At 69.0% G+C, this 25,683-nt stretch carries 20 protein-coding genes; 10 read left to right on the forward strand and 10 right to left on the reverse strand.

The window, feature by feature from the left end; all coding sequences use genetic code 11:
• Positions 1-26: 26 nt before the first annotated feature.
• The 6 genes from DS843_RS22230 to pflB all read left to right on the forward strand — a co-directional run bounded on the left by DS843_RS22230 (position 27) and on the right by pflB (position 8,908).
• Positions 27-1,805, forward strand: coding sequence for a tetratricopeptide repeat protein (locus tag DS843_RS22230; protein WP_149471018.1), 1,779 nt, complete (start codon positions 27-29; stop codon positions 1,803-1,805).
• Positions 1,806-1,880: 75 nt separating this feature from the next.
• The gene (locus DS843_RS22235; RefSeq protein WP_149471019.1) at positions 1,881-2,582 is read left to right on the forward strand and encodes a hypothetical protein; all 702 of its coding nucleotides are present in this window, start codon (positions 1,881-1,883) and stop codon (positions 2,580-2,582) included.
• Between the two features lie 185 nt (positions 2,583-2,767).
• Entirely contained in the window at positions 2,768-4,027 is a 1,260-nt protein-coding gene (locus DS843_RS22240) for a paraquat-inducible protein A (RefSeq protein ID WP_149471020.1), read from the forward strand.
• Positions 4,020-5,711, forward strand: a complete 1,692-nt coding sequence (locus tag DS843_RS22245) for a PqiB family protein (protein ID WP_149471021.1) — start codon at positions 4,020-4,022, stop codon at positions 5,709-5,711. Before DS843_RS22240 ends, DS843_RS22245 begins: the two co-directional genes overlap by 8 nt.
• Before the next feature lie 8 nt (positions 5,712-5,719).
• A complete protein-coding gene (locus DS843_RS22250) occupies positions 5,720-6,316 on the forward strand; it encodes a PqiC family protein (protein ID WP_286192255.1) in 597 nt (198 codons plus the stop codon).
• A gap of 309 nt (positions 6,317-6,625) precedes the next feature.
• Positions 6,626-8,908, forward strand: a complete 2,283-nt coding sequence (gene pflB, locus DS843_RS22255; protein WP_149471023.1) for a formate C-acetyltransferase — start codon at positions 6,626-6,628, stop codon at positions 8,906-8,908.
• A 149-nt stretch (positions 8,909-9,057) separates the two neighbouring features.
• Here the strand turns inward: pflB and DS843_RS22260 are convergent, their stop codons facing one another.
• The gene (locus DS843_RS22260) at positions 9,058-10,494 is read right to left on the reverse strand and encodes a sigma-54 interaction domain-containing protein (protein ID WP_149471024.1); all 1,437 of its coding nucleotides are present in this window, start codon (positions 10,492-10,494) and stop codon (positions 9,058-9,060) included.
• Positions 10,495-10,697: 203 nt separating this feature from the next.
• Between DS843_RS22260 and DS843_RS22265 the strand changes: the two genes are divergently transcribed.
• From DS843_RS22265 to DS843_RS22280, 4 genes are all read left to right on the forward strand, one after another.
• Positions 10,698-11,273, forward strand: coding sequence for a sigma-70 family RNA polymerase sigma factor (locus DS843_RS22265; protein WP_149471025.1), 576 nt, complete (start codon positions 10,698-10,700; stop codon positions 11,271-11,273).
• Positions 11,274-11,275: 2 nt separating this feature from the next.
• A complete protein-coding gene (locus DS843_RS22270; protein WP_286192263.1) occupies positions 11,276-11,926 on the forward strand; it encodes a ChrR family anti-sigma-E factor in 651 nt (216 codons plus the stop codon).
• 68 nt (positions 11,927-11,994) lie between these two features.
• Complete coding sequence (locus DS843_RS22275) at positions 11,995-13,194, forward strand: DNA polymerase IV (protein WP_149471027.1); 1,200 nt, start codon at positions 11,995-11,997, stop codon at positions 13,192-13,194.
• A gap of 94 nt (positions 13,195-13,288) precedes the next feature.
• The gene (locus tag DS843_RS22280) at positions 13,289-13,681 is read left to right on the forward strand and encodes a DUF4280 domain-containing protein (protein WP_014198555.1); all 393 of its coding nucleotides are present in this window, start codon (positions 13,289-13,291) and stop codon (positions 13,679-13,681) included.
• A gap of 154 nt (positions 13,682-13,835) precedes the next feature.
• Here the strand turns inward: DS843_RS22280 and DS843_RS22285 are convergent, their stop codons facing one another.
• The 9 genes from DS843_RS22285 to tssB form a co-directional block, all read right to left on the reverse strand.
• Positions 13,836-14,516, reverse strand: coding sequence for a toxin-antitoxin system YwqK family antitoxin (locus DS843_RS22285; protein ID WP_149471028.1), 681 nt, complete (start codon positions 14,514-14,516; stop codon positions 13,836-13,838).
• A gap of 1 nt (position 14,517) precedes the next feature.
• Positions 14,518-16,593: a type VI secretion system Vgr family protein gene (locus tag DS843_RS22290; protein ID WP_149471029.1), complete on the reverse strand. Its 2,076-nt coding sequence runs from the start codon at positions 16,591-16,593 to the stop codon at positions 14,518-14,520.
• A 16-nt stretch (positions 16,594-16,609) separates the two neighbouring features.
• Positions 16,610-19,216, reverse strand: a complete 2,607-nt coding sequence (gene tssH, locus DS843_RS22295; RefSeq protein ID WP_149471030.1) for a type VI secretion system ATPase TssH — start codon at positions 19,214-19,216, stop codon at positions 16,610-16,612.
• A 90-nt stretch (positions 19,217-19,306) separates the two neighbouring features.
• The gene (gene tssG, locus DS843_RS22305) at positions 19,307-20,434 is read right to left on the reverse strand and encodes a type VI secretion system baseplate subunit TssG (protein ID WP_286192256.1); all 1,128 of its coding nucleotides are present in this window, start codon (positions 20,432-20,434) and stop codon (positions 19,307-19,309) included.
• Positions 20,431-22,227, reverse strand: a complete 1,797-nt coding sequence (gene tssF / locus DS843_RS22310) for a type VI secretion system baseplate subunit TssF (protein ID WP_149471032.1) — start codon at positions 22,225-22,227, stop codon at positions 20,431-20,433. Before tssF ends, tssG begins: the two co-directional genes overlap by 4 nt.
• A gap of 15 nt (positions 22,228-22,242) precedes the next feature.
• Complete coding sequence (gene tssE / locus DS843_RS22315; RefSeq protein ID WP_149471033.1) at positions 22,243-22,716, reverse strand: type VI secretion system baseplate subunit TssE; 474 nt, start codon at positions 22,714-22,716, stop codon at positions 22,243-22,245.
• A 210-nt stretch (positions 22,717-22,926) separates the two neighbouring features.
• Positions 22,927-23,442, reverse strand: a complete 516-nt coding sequence (locus DS843_RS22320) for an Hcp family type VI secretion system effector (RefSeq protein ID WP_149471034.1) — start codon at positions 23,440-23,442, stop codon at positions 22,927-22,929.
• Between the two features lie 38 nt (positions 23,443-23,480).
• Positions 23,481-24,950 (reverse strand): type VI secretion system contractile sheath large subunit, encoded by a 1,470-nt coding sequence (gene tssC, locus DS843_RS22325; RefSeq protein ID WP_094306711.1) that lies wholly within the window; start codon positions 24,948-24,950, stop codon positions 23,481-23,483.
• Between the two features lie 49 nt (positions 24,951-24,999).
• Positions 25,000-25,536, reverse strand: coding sequence for a type VI secretion system contractile sheath small subunit (gene tssB / locus DS843_RS22330; protein WP_014198564.1), 537 nt, complete (start codon positions 25,534-25,536; stop codon positions 25,000-25,002).
• Between the last annotated feature and the right edge of the window lie 147 nt (positions 25,537-25,683).

The following is a 25,683-nucleotide window of genomic DNA, read 5'->3' on the forward strand; positions in this document are numbered from 1 at the left end:
CTCTCCCGTCCCGGGAGAGGGGATGAATGGCGGCCAACGGAATGGTTCCCGACGATCCCCCCATCCTGGCGGCGCTGGCCGCCCGTCACCACGCCGAGGGACGGTTGGCCGAGGCGGTGACCGCCTACACCGACGCCTTGCGGCTGGACCGGCGCAACCCGGCGCTGCTCTACGGATTCGGGCTGGTGCTGCGCGATCTCGGGCAGGTGGAGGGGGCCGCCAAGTGCCTCGAGGCGGCCTTTGCGCTCGATCCCGATGGCGTGAACTCCATTGGCGTGGACGCGGCGGATTGCCTGGGCACGCTCCGCGCCGGTCAGGGCCGTTTCGCGGAGGCCGAAGCCTGCCACCGCGCCGCTCTGGCGCGGCGGGCCGACCGGGCGCCGGTCTGGAACAATCTGGGAAACGCGCTGAGCCGGCAGGCGCGCGCGGCGGAGGCTCTGGCGGCGTGGCGGCGCGCCGTGCTGCTCGACCCCGCTCTTCCGGAAGGGCTGTCCAACCTCGGCAACGGGTTGCGCGACGCGGAGCGGCTGGAGGAGGCCGAGCGGACGCACCGCCGCGCCCTGCGGCTGATGCCGGACGAGCCGCAGGCGAACAACAATTTCGGTCATGCGCTGCAAGGGCGGCTTCGCCACGCGGAGGCGGCGCGCTGGTTCCGCCGCGCCCTGGCGCTCGATCCCGGCTATGCGGCGGCGCTCTGCAACCTCGGTCTGGCCGTGCAGCGGCTGGGCGACGGGTGGCGGGCGGAGACGCTCTACGGACGGGCGCTGCGGCTGATGCCCGATCTGGCGCTGGCCCATTTCAACCGCGCCCTGCTTCGTCTGGAGCGCGGCGATCTGGCGGAGGGTTGGGCCGGCTATGGCTGGCGCTTCGCGTCGGGGCAGGTGCGGGCGGGGCGGCAGCCGCGGATTCCGGCGTGGCGCGGCGAGGATATGACCGGCCGGCGCCTGCTGGTGTGGGGGGAGCAGGGCGTGGGCGACACCATCCTGTTCTCCTCCCTCTGCGCCGATGCCATCGCCCGCGCCCGGTCCGTGGTGATCGAGACCGACCGGCGGCTTGTGCCTCTGTTCGCCCGCTCCTTTCCGACCGCTCTGGTCCGACCCCAGCGCCCCGATGCGGAGGGGGTGCCCGACTGCGACCTGCATGTCCCCATCGGCTCCCTGGCGCGGGTCTTCCGCCGGAGCCTGTCCGATTTCACGGCGCGCGGCGGCAGCGATGGCGGCGGTGATGGTGGCGGCTGGCTGGTGCCCGATCCCGCGCGGGTGGCTGTCTGGCGGGAGCGGGTCGCGGCGCTCGGCCCCGGCTTGAGGGTGGGGATCGGCTGGCGCAGCGCGCTGATGACCGAATCGCGCCGGACCGCCTACAGCCGGCTCGACCAGTGGGCGCCGCTGTTCGCCCTGCCGGGCGTGGTCTTCGTCAACCTCCAGTACGGCGCGTGCGAGGCCGAGCTGGCCGCGGCGGAGGACCGCTTCGGGGTGAGGGTCCATCGCTGGAACGATCTGGACTTGGCCGACGATTTCGACGGGACGGCGGCGCTGATGACGGCGCTGGATCTGGTGATTTCGCCCGCCATGGCGGTGGGGGAACTGGCGGCGGCGCTCGGCGTGCCGGTCTGGCGGTTCGGACGGCGGGACTGGACCCAGCTCGGCACCACGGTGCGGCCCTGGTTTCCGGCGCAACGCCTGTTCCAGCCTCGGCCTGGGGAGGACGCCGCCGATGCGCTGGAGCGCATGGCCGCGCAACTTGCCGGGCGCCCTATCCGAAATTTCGGCGAAAAACAAATCGCAACCTTACGTGCTTTGCGGTAGGATAGGGGTTCAGCGATCCATTCGCGCGTCTCCAAACCGGCCCGAACCGGGGCGCGCCTGAAGGGAGAGGGTGTCATGTCAGACGCAATGGCCGGCGTCGGCCAGATGGTCGCGGACCTCAACAAGTCCGTTTCCGCCGCCGTCGAACGCCTGAATGCCCAGCGGGAGGCCCAGTCGGCGGCGGCCGCGAACGTGCAGGAATTCCGCAAGGACGTCCGCAAGTCCTCGGTCAACACCCCCGGCTTCGCCACGGACATCGGCGTCCTCGCCAAGAACATGACCCGCCTGAACGTGGTCGGCGCGCTGGGTGCCAACGACCCCGTCGATTTCTACAAGTTCCGCGTGACCACGAAAGGTGAGATGACGCTGGGGCAGGTCGGCGACGAAGGGCTGCGAGTCCAGGTCATGTCGAAGTTCGGCACCGTCGTCGCCGACAGCGACAAGGGCGCCGGAAAGCAGCACGACGCCTTCAAGAGCATGATGCAGGGCGAGTTCGAACTCGACCGCGGCGAGTACACGCTGCGTTTGACGCGCGAAAAAGGCCAGTCCGCCAAGGACCCCAAGAATTACGCCATCCAGCTCAGCATGGGCAGCTACACGCAGGATTACGACACGGTCGCCAAGGCGCCGAAGAAGGGGGAAAGCCCCTTCAACCTCTCCACCGGCCAGCAGGCCATGCTGGACGGGTTGAACCAGGCGGCCGCGAGCCTGAATTCCATTCCCACCGGCCAGTCCGGCACGCAGAAGCTGATGGGCAGCTTCAACCTGTTCGTCTGATCGCGTTCGTCTGACGCACTCTTCCGTTCGCCGTCCCGTTCCCCGTTGAATGCCGAAGCCCTTCCCCTACCCTTGGGGGAAGGGCTTTTCCATTGGGGCTTCACGGACTTCCCCGGTCGAAACCCACTCCGGCGCTATCCGCATTCCACGGACCTTTCCTCCTCGGGAAATGTTAAGCCAACGCTATGACCGCTTTGGACCACCCGATCATTCTCTGCCACGACTGCGGGGTGCCGCATGTCCTGCCGCCGGCCTTGCCCGGACACCGCGCGGAATGCCGCCGTTGCGGCGCGGTGCTGCGCCATTTCCGGACGGGCGGGCTGGAGCATGGGACGGCGCTTGCCATCGCTTCGGCGATCCTGTTCGTCACCGCCAACCTGTTTCCGATCCTGACCTTCGAACTGGAAGGGAGGGCGCAGACGGCCACCCTGCTCAGCGGCTCCGTGGCGCTGTGGAACGGCGGATACGAGGTGCTGGGCGCCCTGGTCTTCTTCGTGCTGTTCCTGGCGCCGCTGGCGCAGGTTCTGGGAACGCTCTACGTCGTGATGCCGCTCGCCGCGGGGCGGACCGCGGCGCCGGGGGCGGCCTGGATCTTCCGGACGGTGGGGCGGCTGCGCCGCTGGGCGATGGCGGAGGTCTTTCTGCTGGGCCTGATCGTCGCCTACGTGAAGCTGTCCGATCTGGCGGAGTTGGAGGTGGGGCCGTCGCTGGCCGCGCTGGTCGCCTTCATCCTGGTGCAGGTTTGGGGGCAAGCCACCCTCAGCCCCTTCGAGGTGTGGGAGCGGATCGCGCCGCAGACGCGCGTGGCGCAGACGGCCGGCGCCGATCCGGAGCGGCTGACCGCCTGCCACGACTGCCGTCAGGTGGTCGCCGGGACGGCAAACGGTGATGGGGGAGGCGACTGCCCGCGCTGCGGCGCCGGGTTGCACCGGCGGAAGCCGGACAGCCTGCGGCGAAGCTGGGCGCTGATCTGCGCCGCGACGATCCTCTACATCCCGGCGAATCTGCTGCCGATCATGACGGTGGTCTATTTCGGCGCGGGCCAGCCAGACACCATCCTGTCCGGGGTGGAGGCGCTGATCGTGGCGGAGATGTGGCCGGTGGCCCTGCTGGTCTTCTTCGCCAGCATCACCGTCCCGGTTCTGAAGCTGATCGGGCTGGTCTATCTGCTGGTCACCGTGCAGCGGCGATCGCCGGAGCGGCAGCGGGACCGGACGCGGCTGTACCGGATGATCGAGGGGGTGGGGCGCTGGTCCATGGTGGACATCTTCATGATCTCGCTCCTGGCGGCTCTGGTCCAACTGGGCGCCATCGCCACCATCCATGCGGAGCTTGGGGCCGTCGCCTTCGCGGCGGTCGTCGTCATCACCATGCTGGCGTCGGAGTCCTTCGATCCGCGCCTGATCTGGGACGCGGCCCGGCGGCAGGACTCCTCCCATGACTGAGCGGAACTCCACGGAGCCGGTCAGCCCGGTGGTCCGCCGCCGCCGCGGTCTGCCGCTGGTCTGGCTGGTGCCGCTGGTCGCCGCTCTGGTCGGCGGATGGCTGGCCTGGACGACGCTGAGCGGGCGTGGCCCGACCATCACCATCACCTTCGACACGGCGGAGGGGCTGGAGCCCGGCAAGACCCGCGTGCGCTACCGCGACGTGGATGTGGGGACGGTGCAGGGGGTGGCGGTCTCGCCCGATCTGGCGAATGTCATCGTCACCGTGCGGATGGTGAAGGGGGCGGCCTCCTACCTCAACGACCGGACGAGATTCTGGGTGGTGAAGCCCCGGCTGGGTTTCGGCGGCGTGTCGGGCCTCAGCACGCTGGTTTCGGGCGCCTACATCGGGATGGACCCGGGAATGGGGAACGGCGAGGCGATGACCGCCTTCCGGGGGCTGGAGGAGCCGCCGCTGATCCGCTCCAGCTCGCCGGGGCGGCGCTTCGCGCTGCAGGCCGACCGGCTGGGCGGGCTGGGGCCGGGGGCACCGATCTACTACCGCGGCATCCAGGTCGGCGAGGTGGTGGGGTACGAGTTCTCCCAGGACTGGCAGTCGCTGACCATCCCGGTCTTCATCCATGCCCCCTATGACCGGATCGTCCGGCCCAACACCCGCTTCTGGAACGCCAGCGGCCTGTCGGTGACCATCGGGCCGGAGGGGCCGACGGTCGCGCTGGAATCGCTCCAGTCGCTGGCGACGGGCGGGGTGGCCTTCGAGACTCCCGGGCTGGGCGGCCCCTCCGACAACGGGGAGATCGCGGCGGAGGGCACGGCCTTCCCCCTCTACGACAGCCGCAACGCCGCCAGCGATGCGCGGTACACCCGGCGGGTGCCCTTCCTGGTGCATTTCGACGGGTCGGTCCGCGGCCTGCATCCGGGGTCCGCGGTGGAGTTCCGCGGCATCCGCGTGGGCGAGGTGACCGACATCCGCCTGGACGTGGACCCGGTGACCGGCGAGGCCCGCATTCCGGTGACCCTGAACATCGAGCCGGAGCGGCTGGACGGCGACCGCGGCACCGCGCACGACGCCGAGACCGCCTATGCCCGCATGAAGGTGCTGGTGGAGCAGGGGCTGCGGGCGCAGTTGCGCACCGGCAACCTGCTGACCGGCGAACTGATCGTGACGCTCGACCTGTTCCCCGACGCGCCGAGGGAGACGCTCATCACCGGCGGCCCCTATCCGGAGTTGCCGTCCCAGCCGAACGTCCTCGACACGGCGACCCGCACCGCCACCGACCTGATGAACGAGCTGGCCCGCGCGCCCATCGCCGAGACGGTGACGGAGCTTCGCTCAACCATCCAGAAGGCCGGCGCGCTGCTCGGCTCGCCGGAGGTGGCGCAGGCCGTCGTCTCGCTCAGCCGCTCCCTGGCGGAGCTGGAGAAGACGACCCAGGCGCTGGGCACGGAAGGGGGGCCGACCATCCGCGCCCTGCGCGACGTGGCGGAGAACACGTCGAAGCTGGTCCGGCAGGCGGAACGGACCCTCGGCAGCACGGACAGTCTGGTCAATTCGTCCCGCCCCGCGGTCAGCGACCTGCAAGGGCTGGTGCGCGAACTGACCGCGGCGGCCCGGTCCATCCGTGGGCTGACCGATTATCTCGAACGCCATCCCGAAGCCCTGATCCGGGGCAAACGCGGTTGAGGATTTCCATGGCCCCAATTCCGAACGTCCGTCGCCTCCTGCTGTGCGCCTGCGCCGTCGCTCTGCTCGCCGCTTGCGGAACGCCGCCCAGCCGCTTCTACCACCTGAACGCCACCGCGCCGGACGCCGCCCAGCCGCGGAGCGGCGAAGGCCAGCGGCGGGTGATCGGCCTCGACGGGGTGGAGATTCCCGGCTATCTCGACCGCCCCGAACTGGTGCTGCGCGCGCCGGGCAACCGGCTGGTCGTCATGGAGTTCGACCGCTGGGGCGGCCCCATCGACGAGATGGTGACCCGCACGCTGCTGCGGAATCTGGAAGCTGACCTTCCGGGGGCGGAGGTGGTCGGCCTGCCGCTCCAGCGTGATTTTCCGCTGTCCCAGGTGGTCGAGGTGACCTTGGACCGCTTCGACGCGACGGAGGGCGGGCCGGCGGTGCTGGAAGCGCGCTGGCGCGTCTTCGACCAGGGCGGGGACCGGCTGCGCCGGCTTGGCCATACCGCGGTGCAGGAACCGATGGCTGAAGCCGCCGATCCCGGTGCCGTCGCGGACGCGCTCAGCCGAACCTTGGCCCGGTTGGCGCAAGATATTGCAAGCGCGCTGCGCTGATTTCGGTCATCCGTTCCAAATCGGCGCGCCTAGATGAAAATATTCGGTTTTCGCTGGGTTGCCTCAAATGCTGCGTTGCAATGACCGCAATTTGTCTCAAGATTTGGGACCGGATGTAATTTGGATGGAGACCTGCGTAATTCGCAGAGATTGATTGACTGGGATCAATGTGACTGAGAACCTTCCGGCGCCTACTGATCGGGCAAGCGCGATGCTTGGCCGGGCGGTCCGTCCGGTCCGGCGCCGCGCAACGTGGCGCGGCCCCCGCCGGGGAGGGCAGGGACCGCCGCAGACCAATAGAGGCGCGTCATGGATTCCCTGCTGTTCGAACCGAAAATCCCCGTTGCCGAAACCACGGCGCCGGACCCCTGGCGCGGTTTTGCGCCCGGTTCCTGGCGGACCGCGGTCGATCTGCGCGATTTCATCGTGAAGAACGTCCGCCCCTACGATGGCGACGGCAGCTTCCTCTCCCCGGCCAGCGACCGCACCCTGTCGCTGTGGAGCAAGGTCCGCGATCTCCTGAAGGAGGAGCGCGCGGCCAAGGGCGGCGTGCTGGACGCCGACACGGAACTGGTGTCCTCCATCGTCAGCCACGCCCCCGGCTACATCGACCGGGACCTTGAGGTCATCGTCGGCCTTCAGACGGACAAGCCGCTGAAGCGCTCGATCATGCCCTTCGGCGGCTGGCGCATGGTCAAGACGGGCCTGGAGGCCTACGGCTTCACACCGTCGCCCAAGCTGGACGACGTGTTCCCGGCGCTTCGCAAGACTCACAACGACGGCGTGTTCGACGTCTACACCGAGGAGATGCTGCGCTGCCGGAAGTCCGGCGTCATCACCGGCCTGCCGGACGCCTACGGGCGCGGGCGCATCATCGGCGACTACCGCCGGCTGGCGCTCTACGGCGCCGATTTCCTGATCGAGGACAAGAAGGCCCAGTACAAGAGCCTGGAAGTCGACCGCATCGACGAGCACACCCTGCGCCTGCGCGAGGAGATCACCGAGCAGATCCGCGCGCTCCGCGATCTCGTGACGATGGCGAAGTCCTACGGCTTCGACGTGACCCGCCCGGCGGCCACGGCCTTCGAGGCGGTGCAGTGGACCTATCTGGCCTATCTGGCGGCGGTGAAGGAGGCCAACGGCGCCGCCATGTCGCTCGGTCGCGTCTCCAGCTTCCTCGACGTCTACATCGAGCGCGACCTGCGCGAAGGCCGTCTGGACGAGGCGGGCGCCCAGGAACTGATCGACCAGTTCGTCATCAAGCTGCGGATGGTGCGGTTCCTGCGCACGCCGGAATACGACCAGCTCTTCTCGGGCGACCCGACCTGGGTGACGGAATGCATCGGCGGCATGGCGCTTGACGGGCGCACGCTGGTGACCAAGGGCAGCTTCCGCATGCTGCACACGCTCCAGAATCTCGGGCCCGCTCCGGAACCGAACCTGACGGTGCTGTGGTCGGAAAGCCTGCCGGAGGGCTTCAAGGCCTTCTGCGCCGAGACCTCGATCAAGACCTGCTCGGTGCAGTACGAGAACGATGATCTGATGCGGCCCTATTGGGGCGACGACTACGGCATCGCCTGCTGCGTCTCGGCCATGCGGATCGGCAAGCAGATGCAGTTCTTCGGCGCCCGCGCCAACCTCGCCAAGACGCTGCTCTACGCCATCAACGGCGGCCGCGACGAGGTGTCGGGCGAGCAGGTCGGTCCGGCCTTCGCGCCGATCACCGGCGACGTGCTGGACCACGACACGGTGGTCGCCCGCCTGCTGCCGATGATGGAATGGCTGGCGCGCGCCTACATGAACACGCTCAACGCCATCCACTTCATGCATGACAAGTACATGTACGAGCGGCTGGAGATGGCGCTGCACGACCGCGACGTGCTGCGCACCATGGCCTGCGGCATCGCCGGCCTGAGCGTGGTGGCGGACAGCCTGTCGGCGATCAAGCACGCCACGGTCAAGGTGGTCCGCGACGAGCGGGGCCTCGCCACCGACTTCGTGATCGAGGGCGACTATCCGGCCTTCGGCAACAACGACGACCGGGTGGACGGCATCGCGGTGTGGCTGGTCGAGACCTTCATGGGTCTGCTGCGCAAGCAGAAGGCCTACCGCGACGCGGTGCCGACGCAGTCGGTGCTGACGATCACCTCGAACGTGGTCTACGGCAAGAAGACGGGCAACACGCCGGACGGGCGCAAGGCCGGCCAGCCCTTCGCGCCGGGGGCCAACCCGATGCACGGGCGCGACCGCAAGGGGGCCATCGCGTCGATGGCCTCGGTGGCGAAGCTGCCCTATGCCCACGCCCAGGACGGCATCAGCTACACCTTCACCATCGTGCCCGGCGCTCTGGGCCCGACCGAGGGTGAGCGGGTGGACAATCTGGTGGGCATGCTGGACGGCTATTTCGGCCAGGGCGGCCACCACATCAACGTGAACGTCTTCGACCGCGAGACGCTTCTGCACGCCATGGACCATCCGGAGCTGTACCCGCAGCTCACCATCCGGGTGTCGGGCTACGCGGTGAACTTCATCAAGCTGACCCGCGAGCAGCAGATGGACGTCATCAGCCGCACCTTCCACGGCGCGCATTGAGTGCCTGAAAGTCCCCTCTCCCCTCCGGGGAGAGGGTTAAGGGTGAGGGGGCGCCCGAAGGGCGGAAACGCAGCCTCATTGCAGTGCGTTTCCGGCCTTGCGGCCGCCCCCTCATCCCATACCCTTCTCCCCGGAGGGGAGAAGGGCTTTTACACCGCCCCCTGCGCATCCTCCCTGATCCCCAGCGCCTGCATCCGCTCGTAGAGCGAGGCGCGGGAAATTCCCAGGAGCTTGGCGGCCTTCGCCTTCACCCCGCCGGTGCGGGACAGGGCGCCGACGATGGCCGCGCGCTCCGTGTCCTTCAGCACGTCGCTCAACGGGCGGGTGCCGCCCTCCATCGGACGGTCGCCGGAACCGGCGGAACCCGCCGTGCGGGGAAGGGCGGCCTGGATGTGGTCACGGGTCAGGGCCAGATCGTCGGTCATGGCGGACACCCGCTCCAGCACGTTGCGCAACTCCCGCACATTGCCCGGCCAGTCGTAACCCTCCAGCGCGGCGGTGGCTCCGGCGGTCAGCTCCCGCGACGGGGTGGCGGCGGCGAAGGCCAGTTCGTCCAGAATACGGTCGGCAATGCTGCCGATGTCCTCCGTCCGCTCGCGCAGCGGCGGCAGGGTGATCGGAATCACGTTCAGACGGTAATAGAGGTCGGCGCGGAACTGCCGCTCGCGGACCAGGGCGTCCAGGTCGCGGCTGGTCGCCGCGATGACGCGCAGATCGACGCGGACCACCTTGTTTGAGCCGACCGCCTCGAACTCCCGCTCCTGAAGCACACGCAGCAGCTTGGCCTGGAGCGGAAGCGGCATGTCCCCGATCTCGTCCAGGAACAGGGTGCCGCCGTCGGCAAGCTGGAACTTGCCCTCGCGCATCTTGCGGTCGGCGCCGGTGTAGGCGCCGGGGGCGACGCCGAACAGCTCCGACTCCAACAGGTTTTCCGGGATCGCCGCGACGTTCACCCCGACGAAGGGCGCATTGGCGCGCGGGCTGGCGGCGTGGATGCCGTGGGCCAGCAGCTCCTTGCCGGTGCCGGTCTCGCCCAGCAGAAGGACGGTGCTGTCGAGCTGCGCGGCGCGGCGGGCCAGACGCTTCACCTCGCGCATGGAGTCGCTGTTGCCGATCATCTGCGACAGGGAGTATTTCGCGCGCCGCTCCTGCGCCAGCTCCTGCCGGGTGCGGTTCAGCTCCTCCTGGAGCTTCTGGTACTTGGACATCAGCGGGCGCAGCCGGTCGGCCCGGTCGAACAGGGCGAAGCCGATGGCGCCGATCAGCGTCCCGTCCTCCTCGCGCAGCGGCAGGCGGGTGACCACGATGGTCCGCTCCCCGATGTCCATGAGGTCGAGCAGCATGGTCTGCCCGCTCTCCACCACATGGCGCATCTGGCTGTTGGGGATGACCTCCTCGACCGGGCGGCCCAGCGCGTCGTCCGGGTTGCCGGAATAGCCCAACAACTCCAGGTAGCGGTCTCCGATCCAGGCGATGCGCGCGTCCCGGTCCACCACGATCAGCCCGACGCAGGCGTCCGCCAGATGCTGGAACAGCGAATCCACGGCCCTGGCGCGCAGATGTTCGAAGTTCGGTTCGAGGCTCATGCCTTCTTCCTTCTTGGCGTCGGGAGGATGCGTCACGGGTGCGGACCTAGCATCAAGTGGGGGTGCCATACCAGGGAATCCAGTTGGGCGATCACCGGTCCGAACGGACGGCCGCGGCCCCGCATCGAATTACGCCGTGTGCCGCAGGGCCGGCTGTTGTATGGTGCCGGAAGATACCGACCGACCGAAGATTCCGCACTGGCATGCTGCCGAAGGCCGATCCGAACGACCCGACCATGCCGGACCACGAGCAACTTCTGCTTGCCGTCGCCCGCAACCGCGATTCCGTGGCCTTTCGCACGCTGTTCGATCACTTCGCGCCGCGCATCAAGGCCTATGTGCGGCGGCTCGGCGCCGACAGCAGCACGGCGGAGGAGTTGGTCCAGGACGTCATGATGGCGGTCTGGCTGCGGGCGGACCGCTTCGACCCGGCGCTGGCCAGCGTGTCCACCTGGATCTACACCATTGCCCGCAACCGCCGGATCGACCGTGTCCGGCAGGAGCGCCGGCCCGAGCTTCAACCCGGCGACGTGGTGCCGGACGGCGGGGAGGAGCCGCCGCCCGACCACCAGTTCGAGGCCGCCCAGACGGCCTTCCGCCTGCGCACGGTGATCGGCGACCTGCCGCCGGAACAGGCCGACGTGCTGCGGCTCGCCTATTACGAGGACAAGGTCCATGCGGAAATCTCCGCCGAACGCGGCATTCCTCTCGGAACCGTGAAGACGCGCCTGCGGCTGGCCCTGGGCCGTCTGCGCCGGGCCTTTGGGGAGGGGGTTTGACCGTGCCGGCCCACCATCCCGCCCCCGAACTGCTTCTCGACTACGCCGCCGGCAACCTGCGGGAAGTGCAGGCGCTGCTGGTCGCCTCGCACCTCGCCTACTGTCCGGACTGCCGGGCGCAGGTCGCCGAACTGGAAGCCTGCGGCGGCGCCCTGCTGGAGGATCTGCCGCCGGAGCCGGTGTCCGATTCCCTGTTCGGCGCCGTCATGACCCGGCTGGGCGAAACCGCCGCCGCACCGCCGCCGCCCGCGCCGGAACCGCCGTCCCGGAGCCTGTTTCCCGGCCCGCTGCGCCGCGCCATCGGGGCGGAGCCGGAGGCGCTGGACTGGGTGCGGATCGTGCCGGGCATCCATTTGTCCTCCTGGGCGATCAGCGCCGGACCGGCCTCGGCCTGCCTGCTGCGGATGGGGCCGCGGGCGCGGGTACCGGCCCACCGCCACACCGACAGCGAAATGCTGCTGGTGATGAAGGGCGGCTTCTCCGACCAGTTCGGGGCCTACCGTGTCGGCGACGTGGCCTCGTACGAGACCGGCACGCCGCACAACGCCGTGGCCGACGCGGATGGGGAATGCCTGTGCCTGCTGGTGCAGGACCAACCGCTGGTGTTCACCGGCCTGCTCGGCTGGCTGCTCAACCGGGGTTTCCGCTTCTGACCGGAAAACTGGAACGGGGCGGGAACATTCCCTCCCCGCCACGGGCGCGCTGCTGCTAGACTGCGGCCATGGCTGAGTTCGACGATTGCAAGGCCCTGTGCCGCGACTGCGCGGCGGCGCTCCGCGGAACCGAGCCGCGCTGCCCGAAATGCGGCAGCCGGCGGCTGGTCCGGCACGAGGAGCTGCACGGCCTCGCCATCGGCCACATCGACTGCGACGCCTTCTACGCCACGGTGGAGAAGCGCGACCGGCCCGAACTGGTCAGCCGCCCGCTGATCATCGGTGGGGACCGGCGCGGGGTGGTGGCGGCCTGCTGTTATGTCGCGCGGATGGCCGGGGTGCGCTCCGCCATGCCGATCTGGCAGGCGATGGAGGCGTGCCCCGACGCCGTGGTGCTGCGGCCCAACATGGCGAAGTACAAGGCGGTTGGCCGGCAGGCGCGGGAGCTGATGCACGCCTTCACCCCGCTGGTCGAGCCGCTGTCCATCGACGAGGCCTTCCTCGACCTGTCCGGCGTGGCGGAGCGGCTGAGCATCAGCCCGGCCCAAGCGCTGGTGGAACTGGCCCGCCGGTTCGAGAACCAGTTGGGCATCACCGCCTCGGTCGGGCTCAGCTACAACAAGCTGTTCGCCAAGATCGCCTCCGACCTGGAGAAGCCGCGCGGGTTCTCGGTGATCGGACAGGGGCAGGCGCTGGATTTCCTGGCGCCGAAGCCGGTGTCGATCCTGTGGGGCGTCGGGCCGGTGCTCCAGCGCAAGCTGCAATCGGACGGCATCCGCACGGTGGGCGACCTGCGCGGCTGGTCGGAGATCGACCTCGTGCGCCGACACGGCAAGATGGGCCGCCTGCTGCACCGCTTCGCCCGCGGCCAGGACGACCGCCGGGTGGAGCCGGAGTCGCCCAGCAAGAGCATTTCCGCCGAGACGACCTTCGACTGGGAGACCGCCGACAAGGCCGCGCTGAAGGATGCGCTGCGCCCGCTGGCCGAGACGGTCGCCCGCCGCCTCGACGCCGCCGGGCTGCGCGGGCGCAGCGTGGTTCTGAAGATGAAGACCGCCGATTTCCAGACCATCACCCGCTCCCGCCGCGTCGATCCGCCGGCCCGGTCGGCGGGGCTGATCTGGCAGACCGGCTGCGAGATGCTGGACGCCGAGATGGACGGGCGCTCCATCCGTCTGATCGGCGTCGGCTGCACCGACCTGCTGGACCCGGAGACCGCGGCGGAGCCGGACCTGTTCGACGGCTTCGGCCCGTCTCCGCCGGGGTGAAGCGAATTCGGACCATTCCGGTCCAGGGCCTTCTTGCCGCGGCCCGGCGGGGGCGCTCACTCTTCCCGGTGTTGCTTGGGAAGGGAGGAGCGCGATGAGTCAGGCGGTGTGCGCGGGCGCCATGATGACCTGCAGCTTCGGGGCGGCGCCGTCCGCTCTGGTGGTGCTGCCGCTGAACCGGACGATGGCCGGCGGGCCGCCCATGGCGAACATCATGGACAACAAGCCGATCATGAACATCCCGCCCTTCGGCGTGTGCACCAGCCCGGCCAATCCCGTGGTCGCTTCGATGATTCCAGTCCCGCCGCCGGGCGTGATCAAGCCGCAGCCCTGCGTTCCCTGCACCGTCGCCCCCTGGGTGCCCGGCGCGCCTACGGTGATGGTCGGCAACATGCCGGCCCTGACCTCCACCAGCAAGCTGATGTGCAATTGGGGCGGGGTGATCCAGATCGTCGTGCCGGGGCAGTTCACGGTGCAGACGCCGTGAGGTGCGTGGTGGTCTTGCCCCCTCCGCCTCTTGCCCCCACCCCGCCCCTCCCCCGCTTTGCAGGGGAGGGAGATTATCGCGAAGCGGCGGCAGTCCCCTCCCCTGCGCAGCGGGGGAGGGTTAGGGTGGGGGCAACACCGCCCCAAGGTTTCTCTCACCCCGCCGGAGGCTGCAGCACGGCGATTTCCTTCCCGTCCTCCGAATAGGTCCGCAGCGGTTCGATCAGCAGGCCGCGGCGGTAGACGCCGTGCTGCATCAGCGCGCCGGAGGGGAAGAAGCGGCGCAGCACCCCGTCCTGAAGCCCGTCCAGGAACGACGCGCGCTCGCTGACCGTGCCGTCGTCGTAATAGCCGAGAACCGGGCCGTGCAGGCGGTCGTCGGCGTAGCTTTCCCGCCGCATCGGGCGGCCCTGCGGGCTGTGGAACAGCGCCTCTCCCTCGCGCTTGCCGTTGCGGTATTGGAAGACGGCGGCGACGGTGCCGGTTTCGTGGAAGAAGACGGAGGGGCCGTCGAGAAAGCCGTCGCGGTAGGTCATCCGGCAGGTCGGGCGGGCGTTGGCGTAGAAGGTGGTCAGCCCGTGCTGCACGCCGTCCGCATACTCCGCCACCTGGACCAGCGCGCCGCCGGGGGCGTAGTTGCGCACCTCCCCATGCAGTTTTCCGGCGCGCAGCCGGGCGCGCAGGACGGGATGGCCGTCGTCGCCGTAGGCGGTGTAGAGGCCGTGGAACAGCTCGCCGCGCGTCTCGCCGCTGCGGACGATGCGGCCCTGCTCGTCGCGCTCCTCCACCGGTTGGGGACCGGCGATTTGGGGATCGGATACGGTATCGTCGGCCATCTCAGTTCACCTTCACCAGGGTGCCCTTGACGGTCAGGATGGCCCCGGCGCTGACCTCGCCCATGGTCTGGGCCTTCAGTGTGGCGGACAGCCCCTCGGCGGACAGGGCGAGGCCGGCCTTCAGGTTCATTCCCATGCTGGCCTTGAGGTCCAGGCCCATGCCGGACTTGATCTCCATCGCCATGCCGGACTTCGCGTTGAAGGCTCCGCCCGCGTCGAGCTTCATGTCCGTTCCGGACTTGACGCCGACCTCGCCGGAGGTGGCGGTCACCTTCACCGACTTGCCCTTGATGACCACGTCGCCGGTCACGTCGATGGTCAGGTTGCCCTTCACGGTCAGGGTGTAGTCGCCGTCCGCCTTGTGGGTGAAGTCGGCCTTGTTGGTGTGGGTCTCGTTGCCCTTCACCGTCACGGCGCGCGTGCCCTTCGAGACGTCGTGCGTCTCGTTGCCTTCCGACACGGTGATGCTGCGATCGTTCTTCACGGTCAGCTTGCGGTCGTGCTGGACGTCGATGGTGCTGTCGTTCTCGATCGTTTCCACCTCGTCGTGCTTCACAAGGCGGGTCAGGTCGTTCAGCACTTCGACGTTCATGTCCTTCTGGGCGTGAACGAAAATCTCTTCGCTGTCGGCCTTGTCCTCGAACCGGATCTCGTTGAACTTGCCGGTGCCGTTCTTGGAGGTCTGGGTCTTGATGGTGCTCTTGGTCGAGTCGTCGGGCAGCGTGTAGGGCACGGTCTGCTCCGCGTTGTAGACGGAGCCGGTGACGAGCGGACGGTCGGGGTCGCCGTCGAGGAAGGTCACCACCACCTCCTGCCCGACGCGCGGAAAGAACATGATGCCGTAGTTCTTGCCCGCCCAGTTCTGCGCGACGCGGACCCAGCAGGAGCTTTTCTCGTCCTTCTTGCCCAGACGGTCCCAGTGGAACTGCACCTTGATGCGCCCGTACTTGTCGAGCCAGATCTCCTCCCCGCTCTTGCCGACGACGATCGCGGTCTGGGTGGAGTGGATGCGCGGCTTCACCGCCGTGTCGAGCGGGCGGAAGGGCAGGTCGGGCGGGAAGGCGGTGAAATGGGCGTTGAAATGGCCGCTCGCCCCGTCGATGCGCACGGAATGCAGGACATATTCGGCGTTCAGGTCGCTCTTGCGGTGGCCCGACACGGTGATGCGCGTCCCGGTCTCCAGCGAGCGGCATTCGCCGCTGCCGCGCACCCGGCGTCCGGGGAAGGCCAGGGCCTGCTGGCGCAGCTTGGCCATCGCCTCGCCATCCGCCGAGGTGGTGTGGCGGCCCATGTAGTCGTTGACCGTGCCGAAGCCCGACGCGCCTTCCGCCGTGGCGTAGAGGTCGGTCGAGGGCGTCTCGAAATGGTAGCCGTCGATGCCGTAGCTCTTGGGCGTGACGCGCCGCTCGACGCTGAGGCCGGTCAGCACGTTGTCCTCGTCGTCGTGCCCGTCGGTGGCGCGGTATTCGAAGGCGTCGAGCAGCGGGCTCTTGGCGAAGGCGTTGGCTCCGTCGCCGAGCACCAGCGTGTGCTTTCCGTCTTCATGCGCGAAGTAGTAAAAGATGCCTTCCTCTTCGAGCAGCCGGGCGACGAAGTTGTAGTCCGTCTCCCGGTACTGCACGCAATACTCACGCTTGGCGTAGGTGCCGGTGAGCGACTTCTTGATGTCGGTGTAGCCGGCGCCCTTGCAGACCTCCTCGACGATCTCCGGCACCGTCTTCTCCTGGAAGATGCGGCAGTCGCCGGAATGGGTCAGCATCCACAGCCAGGGGTGCAGTTCCGCCTCGTAATGGGCGACCTGGCTTCGGTCGTCCACATGGGTCAGCTCGATCCGCCCGACGATGGCGTTGATGTAGCGGACCGTCTCCTGGTCGCCCAGCGTGATGGCGACGGTCACCGGCTTGCCGACGACGCGGTCGAAGGCGATGTCGTCGTCCGCCGAGATCATGGTGACGCGGTAGGTGAACAGCGACGAAAGCCGCTCCTCCCCCACGATGGTGCGCAGCGCCAGAACGTCCGGCCCCAGCGGGGTGGTGATGGACAGATACTGGCTGTCCTGGGAAAAGCGCTTCGCCATGATCGCGGCTCCCCGGTCAGCTTGCCGTGCCGACCGTGAAGCGGCCGTCCGCGCCGTGGTCCACGGTGATGCGGCCCACCGGCTGGCCGGCGGCGACGCGGTCGAGGATGCGGATGGCAACCTCCGGCACCACGAACTCCGACAGCAGCGTGTCGATCATGCGCGCCCCGGCGTCGGAGTGCAGGGCGCGTTGAACCAGGGCCTCGACCGCCGCGTCGGTCACCGCCAGTTCGGCACCGCGGTTGCCGGCGGTGCGGCGTTGCAGCTTGTCCAGCTTCATCGTCACGATGCGGCGGATCTGCGCCTCGCTCAGCGGGTAATAGGGCACGACCGACAGGCGGCCCAGGAAGGCCGGGCGGAAGCGGCGGCGCAGCACGTCGGAAATGGCCGCCAGCCCCTCCTCCCGCGCCTCGCCGATGCGCCCGGCGTCGAGCGCCTCGCGGCCCAGCGCGAACAGTTCGGTGTCGCCGAGATTGCTGGTCAGCAGGATCAGCGTGTTGCGGAAATCCACCTCCACGCCCTCGCCGTCCTCCAGCACGCCCTTGTCGAAGACCTGATAGAACATGTCCAGCACGTCGGGGTGGGCCTTCTCCACCTCGTCCATCAGCACCACGGCGTGGGGGCGGCGGCGCACCGCCTCGGTCAGAACGCCGCCGCTGCCGTAGCCGACATAGCCCGGCGGCGCGCCGCGCAGGGTCGCCACGGCGTGGGCCTCCTGATACTCCGACATGTTGATGGTGATGAGGCTGTCTTCGCCGCCGTTCAGAAGCTCGGCGAGCGCCAGCGCGGTTTCGGTCTTGCCGACGCCGCTCGGGCCGCTCAGCAGGAAGACGCCGATGGGGCGCTGCGGCTCGCCCAGACCGGCGCGGTAGCCGCGCACGGCCCGCGCGATGGCCTGGAGCGCCTGCGGCTGGCCGACGACGCGGGCAGCCATGCGGTCCTCCAGCGTGGCGACCACCTCCAGATCGTCCTTGGACATGGAGCCGACCGGGATGCCGGTCCAGTTCGACACCACGGCGGCGACCACCGCACCGTCCACCCGGTGCGGGACCAACGGGCTGTCGCCCTGCACGGCCTTCAGCTTTTCCGTCGCCGCGGCGGCCTCCACCGCGTGCCCGGCCTTCAGAGCGGCCTCCACCGCCTCGACAAGATCGCGCTCGCGCTTCCAGCGCTCCTCCAGAGCGGCCTTTTCCAGGGCGAGGGCGCCGCGGCGTTGCGAAATCTGCGACAGGCGGGCGTGGTGGGCGGTGCCGGGTTCGGCCTCCAGCCGTTCCGCCTCGCGGGCCAGGATGGCGTCCTCGCGCTCCATCGCCTCGATGGCCTCGGGCTTGGAACTGCGGGCGATGGCGACGCGGGCGCAGGCGGTGTCGAGCACGCTGATCGCCTTGTCGGGCAACTGGCGGGCGGGGATGTAGCGGGCGGACAGGGCCACGGCGGCGGCGATGCCGTCGTCCAGCACGCTGACCCCGTGATGCTCCTCGAAGCGGCGGACAAGGCCGCGCAGCATCGCCGCCGCCGCCGTCTCGTCCGGCTCCGGCACCGAGACGGGCTGGAAGCGGCGGGCCAGCGCCGGGTCCTTCTCGAAATACTTCTTGTACTCGGCCCAGGTGGTGGCGGCGATGGTGCGGAACTCGCCGCGCGCCAGGGCGGGCTTCAGCAGGTTGGCGGCGTCGCCCTGGCCGGCGGCCCCGCCCGCGCCGATCAGCGCGTGCGCCTCGTCGATGAAGACGACCATGGGGACGGGCGAGGCCGAGACCTCCTTGATGATCGACTTCAGCCGATTCTCGAACTCGCCCTTCACCCCGGCCCCGGCCTGGAGCAGCCCGAGGTCCAGCGTGCGGATGACCATGCCGCGCAGCGGCGGCGGCACATCGCCCTCCGCGATGCGGAGCGCCAGCCCTTCCACGATGGCGGTCTTGCCAACGCCGGGGTCGCCGACGAGGATCGGGTTGTTCTGGCGGCGGCGCATCATCACGTCGACGACCTGCCGGATCTCGCGGTCGCGCCCGATCACCGGGTCGATCTTCCCGGCCTTGGCCTGGGCGGTCAGGTCCAGGCTGTATTGATCGAGCATCGACCGCCCGTCCGACGCGGCGGCGCTGGCGGAAGCGGTGGCGGGGGGATCGGACGCGGCGGCGGACGGCCCGCCCTCCTTCAGGACGCGCACCAGTTCCGGCAGGTCGGACGCGGTGCGCTCGCGCGGCAGGGCGAGCAGGGAGGGGGCGGATTCCGTCACCACCGCCCGAACGGAATCGCAGGCGACCGCGGCCCAGAGGATGGCCGGAAGCACGATCTGCGGGCTGTCGAGGTGGGTCACGGAGATCAGCAGCGCCGTCTCCAGCATCTCCGGCACGCGGGGGGAGAAGGCCGGGGTGCGGCTGTTGCCGCGGCGGATGCGGTCCAGCGCCGCGTCCAGTTCCGTCTCCAGCCGGTTCGCCTCGACGCCGTAATGGCGCAGGATGCCGGCGACGGTGGCATCCTTCAGGCGCAGCAGGGCCAGCAGAACATGCTCCGCCTCGACGTCGTAATGGGTCTGCGACACGCACAGGGCGGCGGAGCGCTCCAGCACCTTGCGGCCGTCGCGGTCGAGCTTTCCGATGAGGGACTTGATGTCGGCGGTCACGGGACGGCTCCCTGGAATGACGTTGCGGGCGGGGCGTGGGCGAGGGTCAGGAGGGGGCTTGGAAGTCCCCTCTCCCCTCCGGGGAGAGGGTTAGGGTGAGGGGGTTGTGCGTTTCGGAACGTCCGGCACGAGCGCAACCCCCTCACCGGCCCTCCGGGCCACCCTCTCCCCAGGGGGGAGAGGGTTAAAAGGGGCGGGATCAAGGGTCAGGCGCCCATCTTTCAAATTCGGGCGGCCCGGCGCCCGCAGCCAGGAGGTCCAGCCGAGACGGCTGCCCTCCGGCGGCTTGCTGGACAGGCGCGTCGGCGGCACCTTGGCGGCCTCCAGCACCAGCACGATGCGGAAGTCCATGCCGTCCCCGGTGTGGAAGCGGGCAAGCGCGCAGAGCGTCTGGTGATGCCGCCCGTCGGGCAGGAATTCGCGGAAGCGCTCCAGGCTGTCGAGCGTCAGTTCGATGGCGTAGCAGCTCTGCTGGTCCCAGACGCGGCGGCCCAGAACCACCGTGCGGCCCAGGCTGTTGTTCCGCGCGCCGAAGCCGCCCCCGATGCGGGTCTGGCTTTCGTCATCCAGCGGCAGCCAGCGCCCGACGAAGCTCTCCACCCGCACCTTCACCCGGAAGACGGCGCCGAGGATCGCCTCCAGCCCTGCGGAGGAGCGGCGCCGGTTGGCGAGGATGCCGGAAAAGGCCAGAAGCATCCGGTCGGGCGTGCCCGGCAGGCGCTGCTCCAGGCCGGGCGTGGCGATGCCGGACAGGGCGCGCAGAACGCGGGCCATCAGGGTGCGTTCCGGGTCGCGCTCCAGCAGGGGCAGGCTGCCCTGACGCGTCCGGTAGAAGATCGACATCAGACGGTGGTTGAAGATGTCGTAGAAGGCCGTGCCCGCCGTGTCGCGCCGCGCCGCCCGCTCCACCAGAAGCTCCGTGGCGACGTAGGGCAGGGGACCGTTGATGCCGGCGACACCCAGCACGGGAGACCGCACCACGCCGCGCCCGTCCGGCGTCCGGCGCGCATCCACCACGTCGCTGGCCGGGAAGACGAAACTCGGGTCGTGCTCGATGCGGACGGCCTCCTGCTCCGGGTCGATGCCGGTGCCGAGGGGCGCGAAGCCGGGGGCGGCGCGCTCCAGCAGGGCGATGGCCTGCAACAGGTCGAAGCCCCAGGGCTCGGCCTCCAGCCGGTCGATCAGAGCGGCTGGGGAGTTGACGGGCCGGTCCGTCACAGGACCGGCTGGCTGCCGGCAAGGCGCGACCATGCCTTCCACACCCCTTCCCGTTGCACCGAGCGCAGCCGAAGCTGGGCGAAGGCGTTGACGTTGACGTAGAGGCCGAGGAAGCGGCTGAGCACGCCGCCGAAGACCAGCGGGCTGGCGCCGACGAAGTTGCGCTCGTCCAGATCCACCGTCACCTCCAGCCCGCGCACGAAGCCGCGCCAGGCATCCTGCCCCATGCGGTGAAGCACCGGGCGGGAGGACAGGCCCTGTACGCCGCGGATCTGGTGCTGGGCCGGAGGATCGTCGGGCGCGTGCAGCAGCAGGATGGATTGCAGGGCGCGCAGCCCCTCGGCGTCGCCGGTCAGGCTGAGATGATTGACCGACAGGTGCGAGATGAGCTTCCAGGCCGAGGAGCCGCCCGCCGGGGCCGGGCGTCCGGGCGTCGGCTTGTGCAGGCAGCGGATGGTGGCGATGGGCGCCGCCTCCTCGATCATCAGCGCCGCACCCGCCGGCACCTGCTCCGCCAGCGCCCGGTTGGTGCAGAGCGTGCGGACCAGAAGCGTCTCGTCCGCCGGATCGGTCGGCGTCAGGTCGAGGTGGTGCAGGCTGAGATGCAGGTCGGTGCCCGGCACGTCCTCGCGCTGGGTCGGCTCGCGCGACGCCAGCCAGAAGCCGCGCGGCTCCGTTTCGGCCTCGGCGTGCTGGTGGGAGAAGAGGGGGACGTAGCGATGGTGCATCCCGTCGCCGTCGCGCAGGCCGCTGACCTCCAGGATGGAATGGACTTCGGTCGTCCGCTCGCGCAGGGCGTCGGGGACGACGCGGTAGGCGGTGCGCCGGTGGTTCAGCCGGATTGGCTCCGCCGTGCGGTTGAACAGGTTGACGATGGGCGTGCAGCCGAGGACGAAGCTGTCCTTGCGCAGCGTCAGCCGGTTGGGCAGCGGACGCGACACCGCGATCAGGATGTCCACGACCTCCCCCGACAGCCGCCCCTTGGGAATCGGCAGGTCGTAGAAGTCGAACTTCTGCGGAAACTCGAAATACTCCTGCAGCAGGCCGTAGGCGGGCTGGGCGTGTTTGGGATGGGGCAGCACCGTCTCGTCGGGGCCGAAGCCCACCGGGGCGATCAGGTTCTCGCCGCGCAGCCGCACCGGCGGCTTGCCGGGCTGGGCGTAGGCGATCTCCACCACGCCGCACAGGAACAACTCGTGCAGGGCGGAGGTGAGGATCGTCTCGCCGTCGATGAACAGGCGCAGCGTGTCGATCGGCAGATTCTCGAAGGACTGGTTGCGCGTTTCCAGCCGCAGCCGCAGCACCGACGCGGTGGCGGCGCCGTCGAGGAAGTCGTAGCGGTCCGCCGGTTCCACCGCGGCGTCGGTCACGGCGACCGGCCACAGCGTCACGTCGTAGGCGGTGCGGAAGCGGCAGCGGATGTTGTCCTCCGCCACGGCGTGCAAGGGCGTGCCGCGCGGCACGCGGAAGCCGCCGGTCAGCCGTCCCTCGCCGGGCGTCGGCTCCATCCGCGCGATGCCCATGGCGGGGATCGGCGCGATCATCTGCGGGTGCAGGATGCCGAGCAGCGCCTCGGAGAAGCGCGGGAACTCGCGCTCCAGATTCAGTTGCAGGCGCCCGGACAGAAAGGCGAAGGATTCGATCAGCCGTTCCACGTTCGGGTCGGCGGCCTGATCCGGCCCCAGCGCCAGCCGTCGCGCGATCTTGGGATAGCTGCGCGCGAAGGCTTCGCCCGCCCGGCGGACGTACAGAAGCTCGCGTTCGTAATGGTCGAGGAGATCCTCGCGCCGCATGCGGGTGCGTCCTTATCAGCCGGGCTTGACGGGCTCGTTGGTGGCCGGGGTGCGCAGGCCCACGTCGAACTCCAGCCGTTCGGTGACGGTGCCCGCCACCACCTCGCCGGAAATGCTGGTGACCATGGTGCCGCGCCCGGTCCCGGCGCTGACCGTCACCCGCGGGCGCTTCAGCCGCGGTTCGAAATCGATGATGGCCTGCCGCACCAACCGCTCCACCAGACGGCGGTCGGCATCGGAGGCGGCGTCCAGATGCGTGATGTCGGAAAGCCCGTAGTCCAGCGCCGTTCCGCCCAGGTCGGGGCGGCGTCTGCCGGTGCTGCGGCTGTCCAGGATGCGCGCGATCTCGCGCCGGATGGAGGACTTCAGGTCCGCCATGGAGAGCACCGTGGCGGACGGCTCGTCGCCCGTCGGACGGTCCGGCTCGAAGTCGATCAGCCGTTCGAACAGCAGCGACCGTCCGCCGGTCATGGTCTTGGGCTGGGTCATCGCCGTGTCCGTTGGGGGGGAAATCCTTCTCCCGCCTCTCGCGCCCGCTTGCGGGCGCTGACGGCGTCAGGCGGCCTTTGGCCGCCGAGAGCCCCGGGAGAGGGAAGGGTGAGGGTCGTGCAAGGATCAGTACCTCAATCCTCGCACGACCCTCACCCGCCCGCTTCGCGGGCACCCTCTCCCGGGGCGGGAGAGGGTTCGTTCAGCGGCTTAGCTGTCGGAAACCGTGCCCTTCAGCAGGTTGAACTTCACGCCGCCGCCGCCTTCGTGCTTCTGCTCCTCGGTGTAGCGCTTGTAGGTCCAGTAGATCTCGGTGGCGTTGATCTCGATGGTCTCGGTCGTGTCGCCCTCGTTGACGCTCAGGCTGTGCTTGGCGATCAGCGGGTTGGTCAGCTCGATCGTCAGGAACTCGCCCCACTGGTGGGTGTCGCCGATCGGCTTCAGGCAGTGGATGGTCCACTGCTTCTTCGCCGTGTCGGAGTTGGCCGAGCGCAGCAGCAGCGAGATCAGCTTGGGCGAGGCCCGGTCCCACTTGCGCTCCAGCGTGATGTTCTCGACCTTCGGGGTGTGGACCGTGCGGCGGGCGTTGGTCGACACCTCCATTTCGACGGTCATGTCCTGCGACAGGGATTCGCACAGGATCATGTCCTTGAACACCGTGCCCCCGGCGATCTCCACCGCGGACTCCCCCTGGACGTTGGGGATATCGAGAATGATCATAGACATGCGGATTTACTCCGGACGATGCGTTCGGGGGGAGGGGATCAGGCTTCCGGCGCCGGCAGTTCGGCGACCATGCGGATGGAGGCCGACAGCTCTTCGAGCTGGAAATGCGGACGCAGGAAGATGTTGGCGCGGTAGACGCCCGGACGGCCCGGAACGTCGTAGACGTCGATGCGGGCCTCGCGCAGCGGGAAACGGGCCTTCGTGCCCTGCGACGCCTCGTCGTCCAGAAGGACGTAGTTGGCGATCCAGGTGTTCAGGTGGTCCGTGATGTTGTTGCGCGTCAGGAAGGCGCCGATCTTGTCGCGCAGCATCACCTTCAGGTAATGGGCGAAACGCGACGACACCAGCATGTACGGCAGCATCGCGGAGATGCGGGCGTTCGCGTTGGCCTCGTCGGTGTTGTAGACCTTCGGCTTGTTGGTGGTCTGGCCGCTGAAGAACGCCGCGTAGTCGGTGTTCTTGCAGTGGACCAGAGAGATGAAGCCGAGGTCGTTCAGCTCCTTCTCGCGGCGGTCGGTGATGGCGATCTCGGTCGGGCACTTCAGGGCGATGTCGCCCTCGTCCGTCTTGAAGGTGTGGCTGGGCAGACCCTCGACCTTGCCGCCGCCTTCCACGCCGCGGATGGCCGCGGTCCAGCCGTGCTTGGCGAAGCTGTCGGTGATGCGCGCGGCCAGCGCCCAGGAGGCGTTGCCCCACAGATACTTGGAGTGATCGCGCCCATCGGTGTCCTCGACGAAGTTCATGCCTTCGACCGGAACCGTGTTCGGGCCATAGGGCAGGCGCATCAGGACGTGCGGCATGGTCAGCGAGACGTAGCGGGAATCCTCCGACGCGCGGAAGGACCGCCACTTCACCATCTCCGCCGTCTCGAAGATCTTCGACAGGTCGCGCGGGGCGCCCAGCTCGCCGAAGCTCTCCATGTCGAACATCGCCGGGGAGACGGCGCTGATGAACGGCGCGTGGGCCGCAGCGGCGAGGTTGGACATCTTCTCCAGCAGGGAGATGTCCTGCGGATGGCGCCCGAACTCGTAATCGCCGACCAGCATGCTGTAGGGCGTGCCGCCCAGCGTGCCGTATTCGGCCTCGTAGACCATCTTGAACATGGCGCTCTGGTCGAACTCGACCGCGCTGTCCAGGTCCTTCTGGAGGTCCTTGCGCGAGACGTTGAGGACGCGCAGCTTCAGCGTCGTCGAGGTCTCGGTGTTCATGACGAGGTAGTTCAGGCCGCGCCACGTCGCTTCCAGCTTCTGGAAGTCGGGGTGGTGCATGACCTCGTTGAGTTGGTCGCTGATCAGCTCGTCGATCTGCGCGATGCGCTGGTTGATCGCCTCGACCACATCGACGGCGGAGGCGTCGCCGGTCTCGGCGAGGACCTGATCGACGAATTCGGTCAGAAGGTCGCGGGCGTAGGGCCGTTGGCCCTCCTCGCGCGCCATCTTGCCTTCGACCATCATGCGGTCGAGCAGGGACAGACTGGCGGCGCTCTCAACGGACGTTTCCGTGCTCACCTGTTCGCTCCGTGAAGGGGGTTCTGATTGGGCTTGACGGGACGGGGGATCAGGCGGGCTCGCCCGCGGGCTCGCCGGCCGGGGCACCGGCCACCGGGCCGAGGAGCTTCTTCAGCTCGTCCTGCTGTTCGGTGCTGGTGATGACGTCGTTCAGCAGGCCGTTCAACTCGTCGTTGCCGTCCAGCTTGGCCAGCAGGTCCGACAGCTTCTGGCGGGCTTCGAACAGGCGGCTCAGCGTCGGCACCTGCTTCAGCACCTCCACCGGCTGGAAGTCGTCCATGTGGCGCATGTTCAGCAGGATGTTCAGCTTGCCGCCGTCCTCCTGCAGCTTGTTGTCCACCTGGAAGGCGAGGCGCGGGCCGACGGAGGCCATCACGTCGTTGAAGTTGTCGCGGTCGATCTCGACGAACTTGCGCTCCTTCAGCTTGGGAAGGGGCTTTTCGGGCTTGCCGCTGAGATCGGCCAGGATGCCGACCAGGAAGGGCAGCTCCTTCATCTCCTGGGCGCCGCCGGTGTGGACCTCGTAGGTGAGCTTGACCCGCGGCGGGCGGACGCGCTCCAGCTTCTTCTGACTGCTCTCGCTCATATCTGACGACCTCATAGGGTTGTGCGCGTCGCGCGCCGGCTGTCGAGCTTCGCCATCATTCGAAAGGCACCCCCATGGAGGCCAGCCGAGATGGACCCCAATTGGACGACATCGCCCCGGAACACCTCCGTTTCGGAGGGAATGGCG

The sequence above is a fragment of the Roseomonas genomospecies 6 genome (assembly GCF_008365375.1).
Taxonomy (GTDB): domain Bacteria; phylum Pseudomonadota; class Alphaproteobacteria; order Azospirillales; family Azospirillaceae; genus Azospirillum.